Source organism: Agathobaculum sp. Marseille-P7918, from assembly GCF_900625105.1.
GTDB lineage: Bacteria > Bacillota > Clostridia > Oscillospirales > Butyricicoccaceae > Agathobaculum.
In genome coordinates this window covers 1-2,589 of record NZ_UYYD01000025.1, presented here as the reverse complement: position 1 = coordinate 2,589, position 2,589 = coordinate 1, and the positions used below count along the sequence as shown (strand labels likewise).

Annotated in this window: 1 protein-coding gene; it reads left to right on the top strand. The window is 46.9% G+C overall.

Annotated features, from left to right (window positions below; all coding sequences use genetic code 11):
- The first annotated feature begins 652 nt into the window (after positions 1-652).
- Positions 653-2,485 carry a reverse transcriptase/maturase family protein gene (locus EJL02_RS13925; RefSeq protein WP_042958109.1) on the top strand — a complete coding sequence of 611 codons (1,833 nt, stop codon included), beginning with the start codon at positions 653-655 and terminating at the stop codon, positions 2,483-2,485.
- Positions 2,486-2,589: the final 104 nt, after the last annotated feature.

The following is a 2,589-nucleotide window of genomic DNA, read 5'->3' as shown; positions in this document are numbered from 1 at the left end:
GCGCGTCCAGAAGCGCCGCTTTTCATCCAAAGGCGGTGTGCGGGCATTTTGGGAACCCGGCTTTAGCAAGCCGGTAAAGAAAAGTATCAAAGACGTGAAAAGCGTCACTTTAGCGTCATCCGATTTACCTCGGAGGGAAACCACAAGGGGGACAATAGCGTATCGGAAAAATCGCAAGTTGGGAAAACCATCTACCCACGACTGAGCGGCAAGACGCAACATTGTGAATGAGGAGCAAGGCTAAACTGCTTTAAGGGCAGTCCGAGGCGGGATACTCGACCCGACGGCGCAGGATGGTTGTATTCGCCGTATGTCATAGCGGAATGTGACAGGTAAACACAGACCGCACGATACTTATGACAGCCAGCCGCAGTAAGCGGAAAAGGACGAAAACCCACTACCGACATCACAATACGCTTTTCCCAAAGTGTCTAACTGGAGATTGCCTAAACCGGAACGCCGGAACTATCCGGCTATGCGTAATGCCGCAAGGCGATAAATTTCAAGGGGTAAAAACCCAAGAAAGATGACGCTGAATATCCGGCATGGCAACGGAGCCTCCGTAGTAGTCCGAGGGCGGGAAAGCCGTCTACATGGCGAAGGGAGGCAGGATGTCAACCAATTCATAAAAAGGAAAGGTGCGTGAGGCATTATGAGAAGTCCTGAAAATGTGTTGGAAAGCCTAAAATCCAAGGCGTGTAACAAGAGTTACAAGTACGAGCGGTTATACCGCAACCTGTACAATCCACAATTCTATCTGCTGGCATATCAGCGGATACAGGCGAAACCAGGCAACATGACAGCCGGAACAGACGGCAAAACCATTGACGGAATGGGAATGGCAAGGATAAACGCCCTCATTGAAAAGATGCGGGATTTTAGTTATCAGCCTAACCCGGCAAGGAGAACGTATATCCCGAAATCCAATGGGAAAATGCGTCCTCTGGGGATACCGTCATTCGACGATAAACTGATACAGGAGGTGGTGCGGCTCATCTTAGAGAGTATTTATGAGCCAACCTTTAGCGACTATTCCCACGGTTTCCGTATAAACAGAAGCTGTCATACGGCACTCAAATATGTGCAGAAATATTTTACGGGGACAAAGTGGTTCGTTGAGGGAGATATAAAGGGCTGTTTTGACAACGTAGACCATCATGTGTTGATTGCTATTTTGCGAAAGCGGATTGCAGATGAACATTTCATCGGTCTGCTCTGGAAGTTCTTGAAAGCTGGATATATGGAGGATTGGAATTATCACAATACTTATTCCGGCACTCCGCAAGGCTCCATCATCAGCCCTATCCTTGCAAACATCTACATGAACGAACTGGATAGCTATATGGCAGAGTATGCAGAGAAATTCAACTGCGGAAACCGCCGTAAAATCAATCCTGCGTTCAAGAAGAAGCTGGATGTCTGCCGGGGGAAAGAACAAAGGCTTAAAAGAAATCTCTCTAAAATGAGCGAGGAAGAAAAAGAGGGCTTAATTGCAGAAATCCGGGAACTGCGGCGTAGTCTGAAATCTATGCCGTATAGCGACCAGATGGACGATAGCTATAAACGGATTTGCTATATCCGATATGCCGATGATTTCTTAATTGGAGTTATCGGCAGCAAAGAGGACGCAGAACAGATTAAACAAGATGTAGGCTGCTTTATCCGGGACAAACTCCATCTGGAAATGTCCGAGGAAAAGACATTGATTACTCATGGACACGACGCTGCGAAGTTCTTGGGATATGAGGTCACAATCGCCAAAGGCGAACACAACAAAAAGACCAAAACCGGGGCTACCAGACGGGTAAACAATGGAAAAGTCTTACTTTATGTTCCCCATGATAAGTGGGTAAAACGACTGTTCTCCTACAATGCCCTCAAGATTAAATACGACAAACAAAATGGAAACAAAGAGGTTTGGGAACCTGTCCGGCGCACTCGCCTGTTGCACTTGGACGATTTGGAAATCCTAAACCAATACAACGCAGAAATCCGTGGATTGTATAACTACTACCGACTTGCAAACAACGTGTCTGTACTCAATAACTTCTACTATGTAATGAGATACAGTATGCTCAAAACCTTTGCTGGAAAATATCGGACACGAATCAGCAGAATTATCCGCAAGTACCGTCAAGGGAAAGATTTTGTTGTGGAGTATCCGAAGAAAAACGGCAAGGTGGGAAAAGTGCTGTTCTACAATGACGGTTTCCGCCGGAATACCAAAGTAGAAAGCGGAAATCCCGATATAGTAGCACGAGCCGTTGAGAATTATGGACGCAACAGCCTGATTAAAAGACTGCAAGCGAACCAATGCGAGTGGTGCGGCGCAGAAAATGTGCCGCTTGAAATACACCATGTACGAAAACTCAAAGATTTAAGTGGCAGAAAACAATGGGAAATCGCCATGATTGGGCGTAAGCGCAAGACAATGGCACTCTGCGTCTACTGTCACGATAAGTTACACGCTGGGAAATTAGACTGACATCTGGAGAGCCGGATACGCTGAGAGGTGTAAGTCCGGTTCGGAGGGGAGTTCTCGGAAACCTACCATAGCAATATGGCAAGGCGCCGGGTTCTTACCCTACT